Annotated in this window: 11 protein-coding genes; 9 read left to right on the top strand and 2 right to left on the bottom strand. The window is 63.8% G+C overall.

Annotated features, from left to right (window positions below; genetic code table 11):
• Positions 1–60: 60 nt before the first annotated feature.
• Positions 61–948 carry an EamA family transporter RarD gene (rarD, locus tag CAG34_RS16820; RefSeq protein ID WP_085591351.1) on the top strand — a complete coding sequence of 296 codons (888 nt, stop codon included), beginning with the start codon at positions 61–63 and terminating at the stop codon, positions 946–948.
• A gap of 330 nt (positions 949–1278) precedes the next feature.
• Here rarD and CAG34_RS16815 read toward each other — a convergent pair whose 3' ends face one another.
• The gene (locus CAG34_RS16815; RefSeq protein WP_085591348.1) at positions 1279–1797 is read right to left on the bottom strand and encodes a glycine cleavage system protein R; all 519 of its coding nucleotides are present in this window, start codon (positions 1795–1797) and stop codon (positions 1279–1281) included.
• Between the two features lie 451 nt (positions 1798–2248).
• On the opposite strand from CAG34_RS16815, the gene CAG34_RS16810 reads away from it, so the two are divergent.
• Positions 2249–4426: a malate synthase G gene (locus tag CAG34_RS16810; RefSeq protein ID WP_051101104.1), complete on the top strand. Its 2178-nt coding sequence runs from the start codon at positions 2249–2251 to the stop codon at positions 4424–4426.
• 145 nt (positions 4427–4571) lie between these two features.
• Here the strand turns inward: CAG34_RS16810 and CAG34_RS16805 are convergent, their stop codons facing one another.
• Positions 4572–5111 carry a response regulator gene (locus tag CAG34_RS16805; protein WP_025337423.1) on the bottom strand — a complete coding sequence of 180 codons (540 nt, stop codon included), beginning with the start codon at positions 5109–5111 and terminating at the stop codon, positions 4572–4574.
• 116 nt (positions 5112–5227) lie between these two features.
• On the opposite strand from CAG34_RS16805, the gene CAG34_RS16800 reads away from it, so the two are divergent.
• From CAG34_RS16800 to CAG34_RS16770, 7 genes are all read left to right on the top strand, one after another.
• The gene (locus CAG34_RS16800; RefSeq protein ID WP_085591345.1) at positions 5228–7165 is read left to right on the top strand and encodes a DUF294 nucleotidyltransferase-like domain-containing protein; all 1938 of its coding nucleotides are present in this window, start codon (positions 5228–5230) and stop codon (positions 7163–7165) included.
• A complete protein-coding gene (locus CAG34_RS16795; protein ID WP_075044380.1) occupies positions 7162–7872 on the top strand; it encodes a PolC-type DNA polymerase III in 711 nt (236 codons plus the stop codon). The genes CAG34_RS16800 and CAG34_RS16795 overlap by 4 nt, the downstream gene beginning before the upstream one ends.
• 227 nt (positions 7873–8099) lie before the next feature.
• A complete protein-coding gene (locus CAG34_RS16790; protein WP_085591343.1) occupies positions 8100–8618 on the top strand; it encodes an RNA polymerase sigma factor in 519 nt (172 codons plus the stop codon).
• On the top strand, positions 8615–9571 hold the full coding sequence (locus tag CAG34_RS16785) for a FecR domain-containing protein (protein ID WP_025337419.1): 957 nt from the start codon (positions 8615–8617) through the stop codon (positions 9569–9571). Before CAG34_RS16790 ends, CAG34_RS16785 begins: the two co-directional genes overlap by 4 nt.
• Positions 9572–9791: 220 nt before the next feature.
• Positions 9792–12197, top strand: a complete 2406-nt coding sequence (locus tag CAG34_RS16780; protein WP_085591341.1) for a TonB-dependent siderophore receptor — start codon at positions 9792–9794, stop codon at positions 12195–12197.
• Positions 12198–12338: 141 nt separating this feature from the next.
• Positions 12339–13451, top strand: a complete 1113-nt coding sequence (locus CAG34_RS16775; protein ID WP_085591339.1) for a PepSY domain-containing protein — start codon at positions 12339–12341, stop codon at positions 13449–13451.
• Entirely contained in the window at positions 13448–13633 is a 186-nt protein-coding gene (locus tag CAG34_RS16770) for a hypothetical protein (RefSeq protein ID WP_015268683.1), read from the top strand. Before CAG34_RS16775 ends, CAG34_RS16770 begins: the two co-directional genes overlap by 4 nt.
• Positions 13634–13686: the final 53 nt, after the last annotated feature.

Here is a 13686-nt window from a genome sequence, read left to right as displayed (position 1 = left end):
ACGCCCACCTCTGTCTACAATAGGCGTCGCTTTATTTAGCTACCTAAGCAAGGATTCTGCATGCACGCCGCAAACCCGCGTCGCGGGTACCTACTGGGCCTCAGCGCCTACATCATCTGGGGGCTGTTCCCCCTGTACTTCAAGGCAATCCAGAGCGTCCCGGCGGTGGAGATCATTGTCCACCGGGTGCTCTGGTCGGCTTTGTTCGGCTCGTTGCTGCTACTGGTGTGGAAACACCCGGACTGGTGGCGTGAACTGCGTGACAACCCGCGCCGGCTGGGCATCCTGGCCCTGAGCGGGGCGCTGATCGCCGGCAACTGGCTGACCTACGTATGGTCGGTGAACAACGGGCGCATGCTCGAGGCCAGCCTGGGTTACTACATCAACCCACTGATCAATGTGCTGCTGGGCATGCTGATTCTCGGCGAGCGCCTGCGCCGCCTGCAGTGGCTGGCCGTGGCCATGGCCGCCGTGGGTGTGGCCCAGCAGGTGTGGCAGGTGGGCAGCCTGCCGTGGGTGTCGCTGGTACTGGCGCTGAGCTTCGGCTTCTATGGGCTGATTCGCAAACAGGCACCGGTGGCGGCATTGCCGGGCCTGGTGGTGGAAACCTGGATGCTGGTACCACTGGCCCTTGGCTGGCTGTTGCTGCACCCGGCGGCGACAAGTGCCCAGGGCGCGTTCTACACCAGCAGCGAAGCGTTGTGGCTGATGGCTGCGGGGCCGGTGACACTGGTGCCGCTGGTGTGCTTCAACGCTGCCGCGCGGCACTTGCCGTATACCACGCTGGGCTTCCTGCAGTACCTGGCGCCAACCCTGGTGCTGCTGCAGGCGGTGCTGCTGTTCGATGAGCACTTGTCGTCGAGCAACTTGGTGGCGTTCATGTTCATCTGGGCGGGTTTGGCGATCTACAGCGTCGATGCGTGGGTCAGTTTGCGCAAGCGCAGCTGATCAAAAAATGATCACAACTCTGCAGGCCTTGTATTTCGTGGCCTGCAGAGACATCTCCAAAGGTTATCCACACCCTCGTCCCCGTGCTTTGTGCACAAGCTGCTGATTTTTGGGTGTTTTTTGATCAAAGCCGTGTAAGGCGCGCGCGGTCTGGGCTGGAGAGGGGAACCCCCAGGTTATCCACAGGGCCGTCCCCGTGATATCGGGATAACCGTAGGGGGCTGCTTTGCAGCCCATCGCGACACAAGGCCGCTCCTACAGGGGAACGCGTAACCCTTGTAGGAGCGGCCTTGTGTCGCGATGGCCGCGAAGCGGCCCGGCAATCTCGGATCAATCCTCCGGCCGCAGCTTCAACTCCACCATCAAGTCGTCCGCCAGGCTCTCCAGCTTCTGCTGCAAATCCTCCAGCGACAGGGTCAACGGCAATGCCAGCAAGGCATCGGCATGGAACAGCGGCTCGCTGCTCATGGGCGCCGGCCGCACCTCAGTGGTAAACCGCTCAAGGTTCACCCCCAGGTCCGCCAGCAAGCGGGTGATATCACGCACGATCCCCGGCCGGTCATTACCTACCAGCTCCATGGCAATCGGCTTCCAGGTACACGACGGCTCGATGCCGCTCTCGGCGATCAGCACGCGAATGTCATATCGGACCAACCCCTGCAGCGAAGCGACCAGCTCGTCGTAGTTTTCCGCCGGCACCGCCACCCGCAGGATGCCGGCAAACTGCCCGGCCATGCGTGACATGCGGCTTTCCAGCCAGTTGCCACTGTGGTCGGCGATGCACTGGGCAATGCGCTCGACCTGGCCGGCCTTGTCAGGGGCAATCACAGTCAGTACAAGATGATCCACAAGCCCTTCCTCGTGTCGGACCGCGCCGTGCGGCAGAAAATCGGGGGATCGACTCAGTATAGGCAAGGCGCGGCAACCTGCCGCAGGGCAATCCGCATAACGAATCGTGTACTGTTTCAAGATTTATCTGGAACAATCCACCTGTTTTTTGCGAACATACTCACTCCCAGCGTGACCATACGCGACCAACGGGTCGCATAACGGCGCTTTTAGTCTGATTTTGCCCCGCCTACTGCTTCATGTAGTATCCCGTGGCGCGGACTACAAAACGTCGTTTGGATGTCTGCCAAGGCGCCTGTGAAAATACGCACACTGTCTGCCAGCCGGTCTGGCAGGCCGCACCCAGCCGCGCTCGGGGCTTTACTCGGGGGCATGCACTGGTGCCGTGTTTAGAGAAGCGCTACAGGCTTAATACAGAAGAGCGAAATAGCTGAGCAGAGTGAGGCAAGCAATGACTGGATACGTTCAAGTCGGTGGCCTTCAGGTCGCCAAGGTCCTGTACGACTTCGTGAACAACGAAGCCATCCCGGGGACCGGCATCGTCGCCGAGCAGTTCTGGGCCGGTGCAGAGAAGATCATCAATGACCTCGCTCCAAAGAACAAAGCCCTGCTCGCCAAGCGCGACGAGCTGCAAGCCAAGATCGACGCCTGGCACCAGGCACGCAAAGGCCAGGCCCACGACGCCGTAGCCTACAAAGCATTCCTCCAGGAAATCGGCTACCTGCTGCCACAAGCCGACGATTTCCAGGCCACCACCCAGAACGTGGACGAAGAAATCGCCCACATGGCCGGCCCACAGCTGGTCGTACCGGTGATGAACGCCCGCTTCGCCCTGAACGCCGCCAACGCCCGTTGGGGTTCGCTGTACGACGCGCTGTATGGCACCGATGCCATCAGCGATGAAGGCGGCGCCGAGAAAGGCCAAGGCTACAACAAGGTACGTGGCGACAAGGTCATCGCCTTCGCCCGCGCCTTCCTCGACGAAGCCGCGCCACTGGCGGCCGGCTCGCACGTCGACTCCACCGGCTACCGCATCGAAGGCGGCAAGCTGGTAGTTGCCCTGAAAGGCGGCAGCAACAGCGGCCTGCGTGACGACGCCCAGCTGATCGGCTTCCATGGCGATGCCGCCGCGCCGACTGCCGTGCTGCTCAAGCACAACGGCCTGCACTTCGAAATCCAGGTCGATGCCAGCACCCCGGTCGGCAGCACCGACGCCGCCGGCGTGAAAGACATCCTGATGGAATCGGCGCTGACCACCATCATGGACTGCGAAGACTCGGTTGCCGCCGTCGACGCCGACGACAAGGTGATCGTCTACCGCAACTGGCTGGGCCTGATGAAAGGCGACCTGGCCGAAAGCGTGAGCAAGGGTGGCAAGACCTTCACCCGCACCATGAACCCGGACCGCGAGTACGCCGCGCCCAACGGCGGCAGCGTGACCCTGCACGGCCGTTCGCTGCTGTTCGTGCGCAACGTTGGCCACCTGATGACCAACCCGGCGATCCTCGACGCCCAAGGCAACGAAATCCCCGAAGGCATCCAGGACGGCCTGTTCACCAACCTGATCGCCCTGCACAACCTCAATGGCAACACCAGCCGCAAGAACACCCGCAGCGGCAGCGTGTACATCGTCAAGCCGAAGATGCACGGCCCGGAGGAAGTAGCCTTCGCCGCCGAGATCTTCAGCCAGGTCGAAGACCTGCTGGGCATGAAGCGCAACACCGTCAAGGTCGGCATCATGGACGAGGAGCGCCGTACCACGGTCAACCTCAAGTCGTGCATCAAGGCCGCAGCCGAGCGCGTGGTGTTCATCAACACCGGCTTCCTCGACCGCACCGGCGATGAAATCCACACCTCGATGGAAGCCGGCGCCGTGGTGCGCAAGGGCGCCATGAAGAACGAGAAGTGGATCGGTGCCTACGAGAACAACAACGTCGATGTCGGCCTGGCCACTGGCCTGCAAGGCCGTGCGCAGATCGGCAAAGGCATGTGGGCCATGCCCGACCTGATGGCGGCCATGCTCGAGCAGAAGATCGCCCACCCGCTGGCCGGTGCCAACACCGCCTGGGTGCCGTCGCCGACCGCCGCCACCCTGCATGCCCTGCACTACCACAAGGTGGACGTACAGGCGCGTCAGCGTGAACTGGCTTCGCGCACCCCGGCGTCGGTGGACGACATCCTGGCCATCCCGCTGGCCGCCGACACCAACTGGTCGGCCGAAGAGATCCGCAACGAACTGGACAACAACGCCCAGGGCATCCTCGGCTACGTGGTGCGCTGGATCGACCAGGGTGTGGGTTGCTCGAAGGTGCCAGACATCAACAACGTCGGCCTGATGGAAGACCGCGCCACCCTGCGCATCTCGGCCCAGCTGCTGGCCAACTGGCTGCGCCATGGCGTGGTCAGCCAGGAGCAGGTGCTGGAAAGCCTCAAGCGCATGGCCGTGGTGGTCGACCAGCAGAACGCCGGCGACGCCCTGTATCGCCCGATGGCACCGAACTTCGACGACAACGTCGCGTTCCAGGCTGCGGTAGAGCTGGTGGTGGAAGGTGGCAAGCAGCCGAACGGCTATACCGAGCCGGTATTGCACCGCCGTCGCCGCGAGTTCAAGGCGCGTAACGGGTTGTAAGCGACATCTGCGACAGGGGCCGCTTTGCGGCCCTTTCGCGACACAAGGCCGCTCCTACAAGCACGCGCCAGACCTCAGCCTTGCGCGGTACTTGTAGGAGCGGCCTTGTGTCGCGAAAGGGCTGCAAAGCAGCCCCAATCCTGCACTACTCGATCTTCAGTTCTTTCTTCACCAGCTCCAGCAGCCTGTCCAGATCGACCGGCTTCAGCAGAAAATCCACAACCCCCAGGTGCATCACGTCCACCGCCTCTTTCACATCGGTGTCGCCCGACACCACGATGATCGACAACGCCGCCCGTTCCGACTCGCGAATCTGCCGGATCAGGTCCAGGCCATCCTCGGGCTGCATGCGCAAATCCGTGATCATCAAGCCGATTCGTTGCTGGTAGTGCAGGTATAGCCTGGCTTCCTCGGCCCCATCCGCTCCGACACAGTCGATCCCCCGGCTTTTCAGGTACAGGATCAGCGCCTCACGGTTCACCGCATTGTCATCCACCACCAGCACCAACGGCTTGGCTGCCACAGGCGCACTTACGACGGCCAATGCCTCGCGCTCGGCGTCGCTCAGGATGTCGTGTTGCTCAGGCATGCTCATCTCGTCAAAAAAATTCCGCTTCAGCATTAGGACCGCAGAACTTGCGTAACCCGGCTGGCCTTTCGTCGGGTCTTTGACAGGGGCGCTCATAGACTTACGTCCAATGGGCACCACCCCGCCGCAAGCCGACCATGGAGGCAGAGAACAACATGGCCGGCACCTATATATAGATATATATAGTTCGGCATAGCGATACGGTCAGTTTCATGAGCAAAAAGGACGCCTACACCCAGGCGGGCAGGACAGCAGTGCTGCAGAACATCCAGGGCACCCTGCAGTTCCTGCAGCGTTTTCCGCCGTTCAACCAGATGGAACACAGCCACCTGGCCTACCTGGTCGAACAGTGCCAGCTGCGCTTCTATGCCAGCGGCGAAAGCATCGTCAAACCTGCCGACGGGCCGGTCGAGCACTTCTACATCGTCAAGCAGGGCCGCGTGGTGGGTGAGCGCCAGCACCTGGTCAAGCCTGGTGTGGAGACCACCTTCGAAATCACCAGCGGCGAATGCTTCCCGCTGGCTGCCCTGCTCGGCGAGCGAGCGACCCGTACCGAGCACTTGGCCGGTGAGGACACCTTCTGCCTGCAGCTGAACAAGGCCGCGTTCATCCGCGTGTTCTCGATGTCGGAAGTGTTTCGGGATTTTGCCCTGCGCGGGGTCAGCAGCTTGCTCGACCAAGTCAACCAGCAGGTACGCCAGCGCGCGGTGGAAACCCTCGGCACCCAGTATTCGCTGAACACGCCACTGGGTGAACTGGCCATGCGCCACCCGGTTGTGTGCAGCCCCGACACGCCCCTGCGCGACGCCGTGCGGCTTATGCACGAGCAGCAGGTCGGCAGCATCGTGGTGGTCGACCCGCAGCGCTACCCCACCGGTATCTTCACCCTGCGCGACCTGCGCCAGGTGGTGGCGGCGGCCGATGCCGACCTGGGCGCGCCCATCGCGCGGCACATGACCGCCCAGCCGTTCTACCTCAGCCCCCAGGCCAGCGCCTTCGACGCAGCCATGGCCATGACCGAGCGGCATATCGCCCACGTATGCCTGGTGGAAAACCGACGCCTGTGTGGTGTGGTTTCGGAGCGCGACCTGTTCTCCCTGCAACGGGTCGACCTGGTGCACCTGGCGCGCACCATTCGCCATGCGCCACGCCTGGATACCCTGGTCTCACTGCGCGGCGAAATCAGCCAGCTGGTCGAGCGCATGCTGGCCCACGGCGCGTCCTCCACGCAGATCACCCAGATCATCACCCTGCTCAACGACCACACCGTGTGCCGGGTGATCGAACTGGCGCTGGCCGAGCGCGGTGACCCGGGCGTGCCGTTCAGCTGGCTGTGCTTTGGCAGCGAAGGGCGACGTGAACAAACCCTGCACACCGACCAGGACAACGGCATCCTCTTCGAAGCCGCCGACGGCGCCGAAGCCGACGCCATCCGCGCCCGCCTGCTGCCGCTGGCGCAATACATCAACCAGTGCCTGGCCCAGTGCGGTTTCACCCTGTGCAAGGGCAACGTCATGGCCGGCAACCCCGAGCTGTGCCTGTCGCGCAGTGAGTGGGCGCGGCGTTTTGCCGGTTTTGTCCGTGAAGCCAGCCCGGAGAACCTGCTGGGCTCGAGCATCTATTTCGACCTGCGCGTGGTGTGGGGCGACGAGCAAGGTTGCGAGCAGCTGCGCCAGGGCCTGCTCGAGCAGGTGGCCGACAACCGCATCTTCCAGCGCATGATGGCTGACAACGCCCTGCGCCAGCGCCCGCCGGTGGGCCGCCTGCGCGAGTTCGTGCTGACCCGCCAGGGCAACGACAAGGCCGCCACCCTCGACCTCAAGGTCCAGGGCCTGACGCCCTTCGTCGATGGTGCCCGGCTGCTGGCCCTGGCCAACGGCATCGGTGCCTGCAATACCCTGGAACGCCTGCGCCAGCTGGTGGCCAAGGGCGTGATCGAGGCACTGGACGGCGCAGCGTATGAAGAGGCCTACCACTTCATCCAGCAAACCCGCATGCAGCAGCACCAGCGCCAGACCCGCGACAACCTGCCCTATTCCAACCGCCTGGACCCGGACAGCCTCAACCACCTGGACCGGCGCATCCTGCGCGAGTCCCTGCGCCAGGCCCAGCGCCTGCAAAGCAGCCTGGCCTTGCGGTACCAGCTATGAGCCTGTTCGCCTGGTTGCGCCCCAGTGCGCCCGAACTGGACCATGCCACGCGCCAGCGCCTGGCCCGGCTGCCCAAGGCCGCGCCCCTGGGGGTGTGTACCCTGCGCGAGCAGCGCTGGGTGGTGCTCGACCTGGAGACCAGCGGCCTGAACCCCAACCGTGACCAGGTGCTGTCGGTTGGCGCCGTGGCCATCGAAGATGGCGCCATCGACTTTGCCCAGCAGTTCGAACGCACCCTGCACCGGCCTTTGCAGAAGACCAACGCCAGCGTGCTGATCCATGGCCTGGGCCCGAGTGCCCTGGCTGCCGGTTGCGACCCGGCCGAGGCCTTGCTCGATCTGCTCGACTTCATTGGCAATAGCCCGGTGCTGGCATTCCACGCGCCGTTCGACCAGCGCATGCTGGCCCGTGCGCTGAAGGAAAGCCTGGGCTATCGCTTGCACTCGCCCTTCCTGGATGTTGCCGAGCTGGCACCGATGCTCAACCCCGACACAGTGCTGCGCGAGGCCGGGCTGGATGACTGGGTGGCGCGGTTTGGCCTGCAGGTAGAGGAGCGCCATCATGCCAGCGCCGATGCCTTGGTGACCGCCGAGCTGGCGCTGATCCTGTTCAGCCAGGCCCGGCGCCAGCAGCTGGACAGCCCGCTGCAGCTGGAGCAGCGGCTGCGTGGGTGGCGCAGGCGCAAGGTGCACAACCACGGCCTGTAGATTTGTATTGACCTGACAGGGCCAATCGCCGGCAAGCCAGCTCCCACAGGTACTGCACAAGTTCCAGAATCAACGCGTTTCCTGTGGGAGCTGGCTTGCCGGCGATTGGCCACCTGCCTTTTTCATGATGGCCATCCGATAAGCGTCCATTGCACCCACCCCCTCCCCTCTGCAACAATCGCGAATAATTATCGTTAGTTAATGCATTCGTTCCGGGGGGACGCTGCTTGTCTTCTGCACAGAGCCCACACGCCGATCTGGTCGGTGCGCTGTACCGCGACCACCGCGGCTGGCTGCTCGCCTGGCTGCAACGCAGCATGGCCTGCCGCCAACGTGCCGAAGACGTGAGCCAGGACACCTTCGTGCGCCTGCTCGGCCGTGAGCAACTGGATACGCCCCGCGAACCCCGCGCATTCCTGGCCGCCGTGGCCAAGGGCCTGATGTTCGACCACTTCCGCCGCGCCGCGCTGGAACAGGCCTACCTGGCCGAACTGGCCCTGATGCCGGAAGCCGAACAACCTTCCCCGGAAGTGCAGCACCTGATCCTCGAGGACCTCAAGGCCATCGACCGCCTGCTCGGCAAGCTGTCGAGCAAGGCCCGCGCAGCATTTCTGCACAATCGCCTGGACGGTATGAGCCATGCCGAAATCGCCGAGCGCATGGGGGTTTCGGTGTCGCGGGTGCGCCAGTACATCGCCCAGGGCATGCGCCAGTGCTACGTGGCCCTGTACGGGGAGCCGACGTGAGCAGTGCACCGGTTTCGTCGCGGGTGCTGGAAGCTGCCATTGCCTGGAAACTCAGCCTCGACAACGGCAGCGGCACACCCGACGAGCGCAGCGAATTCATGCGCTGGCATGCCGCCAGCGAGGAGCACGCCCGCGCCTGGCGCCAGCTCGGCGCCATGGACCAGCGCGTGAGCGCCGCTGCCGGCCCGGCACGCCAGGCCCTGCTGCAATCGCGCGCCGGCCTGCGCCGACGCATCGGCAAGGTCGGCGGCGGGCTGGCCGGCATGTTTCTTTTGGGCTCGCTGCTGGCCTGGGTCGGCGCACCATCGCTGGCACCGAGCTACTGGCTGGCCGACCAGCGTACCGCCACCGGCGAACTGCGTACCCTGCGCCTGGAAGACGGCACCTTGCTGAGCCTGAACAGCCACACTGCCGTGGATATCGACTACGCCGGCGAGCAACGGGTGATCGTGCTGCACCAGGGCGAGATCTCGGTCGAAACCGGCCATCAGGACCCGCGCCCGCTGCTGGTGCGCACCGACGATGGCCGCCTGCGCCCATTGGGCACGCGCTTCCTGGTACGCCGCGAGGACGACGGCACGCGCCTGGAAGTGCTGCAAGCCTCGGTCGCCGCCATGCCGCTGAACAGCGGCGACGAACAGGTGCTGCGCGAAGGCCAGCAGGTGCTGATGAACGCTAACGGCCTTGGCCGGATCGGCACTGTGCCAGCCGGTGCCGACGCCTGGACCCGCGGCATGCTGGTGGTGGACAACGTGCGCCTGGCTGACCTGCTGGCCGCGCTCGGCCAGTACCGCAGCGGTTACCTCGGGGTGGACGACCAAGTCGCCGACCTGCGTGTGACCGGCAGCTTCCCGCTGACCGACACCGACCTGGCGCTGTCGTCGCTGGTGCCGGCACTGCCGGTGAAGGTCGAGCGGCATACGCCGTGGTGGGTGACCGTCGTTCCGAAGTAAACCTGTACCGGCCTCTTCGCGGGCTCGCCCGCTCCCACAAGTACCCCACCGTGCTTGAAACCTGTGTGGTACCTGTGGGAGCGGGCAAGCCCGCGAAAGGGCCGGTACAGGCAAAAGCCAACTTCAAATAATTCTCAATTTTTTTCAGATTCACCCTGTCACTTTTCAAATCTCGCTCGGCAAGGAAGCAGAAAGCACTTATCCGTCGAGGAGCCGCTGCATGTCCCGTGCTGTTGATCGTATCCTGCGCCCCAGCCTGATGGCCCTGGCCATCGCCGTGGCCGCGCCATTGGCCAGCCCTGCCCTGTTCGCCGCCGAGCAATCCGCTCAGCGCGCCTACGACCTGCCCAGCGCCCCGCTGGCCACCACTCTCAACCAGATCGCCAGCCAGGCCGGCATCACCCTGGCCATCGACCCGGCACTGGTCAGCGGCCGCACCTCGGCCCCGGTGAGCGGGCAGTACGATGGCCTTGGTGCCCTGCAGGCCGCCCTGCGTGGCACCGGCCTGCAGCTGCAGCAAAGCAGCGTGGGCAGTTACAGCCTGGAGGCTACGCCGGAAGGGACACTGGCGTTGCCGGAGACTGCGATCAATGCGACTTCCAACTATGAAAGCGCTTGGGGTGCCTCCAGCGGCTACGTGGCCACGCGCACTGCCGCGGGTACCAAGACCGACACACCAATCGTCGAAACCCCACGCTCGATGACTGTCATCACCCGCCAGCAACTGGACGATCGGCAGGTACTCAACCTCAATGACGCCCTGCGCTACACCGCTGGCGTGCAAAGCAGCGGTTACGGTTCGGACTCGCGTGCCGACTGGCTGCGTGTGCGTGGTTTCGACCCGACCCAGTTCCTTGACGGCCTGCCGCTGCCCAAGGGCTCGTTCGCCAACCCGAAGGTCGAGCCGTGGAACCTCGAACGCATTACTGTACTGCGCGGCCCGGCATCGTCGGTGTATGGCCAGACACCACCGGGCGGCATGCTCGACATGGTCAGCCGCCGTCCGCAGCTTGAGAGTGCACACCAGATCGAAGCCCAGGTGGGTAGCAACGAACACAAGCAGATCAACTTCGACAGCACAGGCAAGATCGATGAAGAGGGCAAGTTTCTCTACCGTGTGAGTGGTGTGGTGCGTGACAGCAACTCGCCCGTCGACCACATCCCGGACAAGCGCTACAACATCGCACCCAGCCTGACCTGGAACATCGATGACGATACCAAGCTGACGTTCATCTCCCAGTACACCCGGGACGATACCGGCATCACCGGCCAGTTCCTGCCGCTGCAAGGCACCAAACTGGACGGCCCGACCGGCAAGATTTCCCACCACAAGAACCTTGGCGAACCGGATTGGGACTTCTACGACCGCAGTTACTACGCGTTGGGCTATGCCTTCGAGCACCGACTGAACGACACCTGGCAGTTCCGCCAGAACCTGCGCTACACCAAGAGCGATTTGTCGTTCCAGGCCGTGCAGGTGGCCACCATCAACAGCATCGATGCCGATGGCAACGTCAATCGCGAGTCGGGTATCGTCAACGAAGACATCAGCCAGTTCGCCGTCGACAACAACTTCCAGGCCGACTTCCAGACCGGCGACATCAGCCACACCGTGCTGCTGGGCCTGGACCATCAGCGTTCGAATACCAACTATCAGTGGCTGTATGGCATGGGCGTACCTCCGATCAATGTCAACCGCCCGGTATATGGCGCCGACCTGTCGAACGTCACCTACTTCGCCATGCAGGACTTCCAGCAGAAAACCCACCAGACAGGTGCCTACGTCCAGGACCAGATGTCACTCGACAACTGGCGCCTGACCTTGGGTGGTCGTGAAGACTGGATTCACACCGGCACTGTGTTCCACAACAGCGCCGACGCAACCAATACCCAGCGCGACAAAGCCTTCAGCGGCAACGTCGGCCTGAGTTACGTTTTCGACAACGGCATCACGCCGTACTTCTCCTACACCGAGTCGTTCCAGCCGGCCAGTGGTGCCAACGTCAACTCCACGGAATCTTTCAAGCCAACCGAAGGCCGTCAGTATGAAGTGGGTGTGAAATACCAGCCCGTCGGGACTGACACCCTGCTCACTGCAGCGGTTTATGACCTGAAGCAGCAGAACGTCAGCGTCACGGAAGGCAGCATCACCCGCCAGGTGGGTGAACTGCAGGTTCGCGGCCTGGAACTGGAGGCCGCCACTCAGGTTACCGAGAACCTCAAGGCCATCGCGTCATACACCTATACCGACACCGAGATCCTGAAGGGTGACGACAAAGGCAACCGCATGGCGCTGATCCCGCGCAACCAGGCAACCCTGTGGGCCGACTACACCTGGCACAGCGGGCCACTGGACGGCTTCGGCATTGGCGGTGGTGTGCGCTATGTGGGTGACACCTACGGCAACACCGCCAATACCGAACTGGCCCATGTAGGCTCGTACACGGTATACGACGCTTCGGTGCACTACGACCTGGGCCGCCTGGACAACAGCATGAAAGGCGTGACGGTAGCCGTGGAGGCGAAGAACCTGTTCAACAAGGATTACCTGGCCAACTGTGACGGTTACTGGTGCTACTACGGCGACGAGCGCAACGTGGTGGCCAGTGTCAATTACAAGTTCTGAGTGAACGGGGGCCGCTTTGCGGCCCTTTCGCGACACAAGGCCGCTCCTACAGGAAAACGTGCTCCCCTGTAGGAGCGGCCTTGTGTCGCGAAAGGGCTGCGCAGCAGCCCCAGCTTCCAACAGGCAAAAATCGGTACCGTGATGAAAAGCCCAACCATCCGCCGCTGGTCGGTGATCCACACCTGGAGCAGCCTGGTCTGCACCCTGTTCCTGCTGTTGCTGGCAGTCACCGGCCTGCCGCTGATCTTCCACCACGAACTCGAACACCTGCTCGGCGACGCCCCCGAACTGCGGGAAATGCTAGCCGATACACCACACCTCGACCTGCAGCAGTTGGTGATCAAGGCCGAGCAGCACCGCCCCGGCGAGGTCATGCAGTACTTCGGCTACGACGAGGACGAAGCCAACGGCGTAGTGGCCATAACCGCCGCCACCGCCGGCACCGAACCCAATTCGTCGCACACCTTCATGCTCGACGCCCGCACCGGTGAAGCCGTGGCCATGCCGGCCGCCAACGGCGGCTTCATGATGACCATGCTGCGCCTGCACGTGGACATGTTCGCCGGCCTGCCCGGCAAGCTGCTGCTGGCCTTCATGGGCGTGCTGTTCGTCGTGGCGATCATCTCCGGCACCGTGCTCTATGCACCGTTCATGCGCCGCCTGGACTTCGGCACGGTGCGCCACGGCAAATCCCGTCGACTGCGCTGGCTCGACCTGCACAACCTGATCGGCGTGGTCACCTTGGCCTGGGCACTGACGGTAGGCGTGACCGGCGTCATCAGCGCGCTGTCGGACCTGGTCATCGCCGCCTGGCGCAACGACAGCCTGGCCGCCATGGTTGCCCCGTACCGTGATGCCCCACCGCTCACCGAACGCGCCCCGGCCACCCACCTGCTGACCATCGCCGAACAGGCCGCCCCCGGCATGCGCCCGGACTTCATCGCCTTCCCCGGCACACGCTTTTCCAGTGAGCACCACTATGCGGTGTTCATGAAGGGCGCCACGCACCTGACCTCGCACCTGCTCACGCCCGTGCTGATCGATGCGCGAACACTGGCGGTGACCGCCGTCGGCGAACGCCCCTGGTACATGGATGCCATGGGCCTGTCGCAACCACTGCACTTCGGCGACTACGGCGGCCGGCCAATGCAAATCCTGTGGGCGCTACTCGATGTGCTGACCATCATCGTCCTCGGCAGCGGCTTGTACCTGTGGTGGGGCAAGCAACGCACGAAGCGGGAGGCGCGGGCATGAGCCACAAGTCACAGCCGACCTGGCGCATCTTCATCTGGCCGATGGTCGTGGCCTTGCTCACTGCCGTGGGGCTGTTTGCCGCCTTGCTGGGGGACGGGGTCTGGGACAGCCTGGCCTGGCTCGGCCTGGGGGTGTCGGCGGCTCTCGGCCTGCAAGGTTTCTACCCTCGTCCACGGCAGTAACCGGGTAATACCCGCACCCTCTTTTGCCGCGACATGGTTGGCTCCCATTTTCC

Origin of the sequence: Pseudomonas sp. B14(2017) (genome assembly GCF_002113255.1) — a bacterium.
In the GTDB taxonomy this organism is placed as follows: domain Bacteria; phylum Pseudomonadota; class Gammaproteobacteria; order Pseudomonadales; family Pseudomonadaceae; genus Aquipseudomonas; species Aquipseudomonas putida_Z.
The sequence above is the reverse complement of the archived record's forward strand: the minus strand, read 5'-3'. Positions and strand labels throughout refer to the sequence as shown.